Source organism: Bradyrhizobium sp. Ken01, from assembly GCF_055807355.1.
In genome coordinates this window covers 1-248 of sequence record NZ_JBVVPC010000268.1, presented here as the reverse complement: position 1 = coordinate 248, position 248 = coordinate 1, and the positions used below count along the sequence as shown (strand labels likewise).

Genomic DNA, 248 nt, shown 5'->3' with positions numbered 1-248 from the left:
AGGATCTGGTTCATCGCGCCGAGGGTGATCCTGCCCGCGATGATTGTGGGCGCAAGCAGCAGATAAGGAAAGATGACGTCAGTCTGCAGATAGACGATCCGGCCGATATTGAAGTACATGAAGTTCAGATAGAGCCGGAAGTAATTCCTGCGAATGTCTCTAAACAGTACGCTCAATGTCGGCGCATTGGCACGCGCCGTATCATCCTCGCCGAGCACGAGCTCCTTGCGATAGGCCGCTTCGACCCG

General features: G+C 55.2%; 1 protein-coding gene. It reads right to left on the bottom strand.

The window, feature by feature from the left end:
- A partial coding sequence (locus AC0L3S_RS39610) for an SbmA/BacA-like family transporter (protein WP_473285415.1) occupies nt 1-248 on the bottom strand: 248 nt, incomplete at both ends.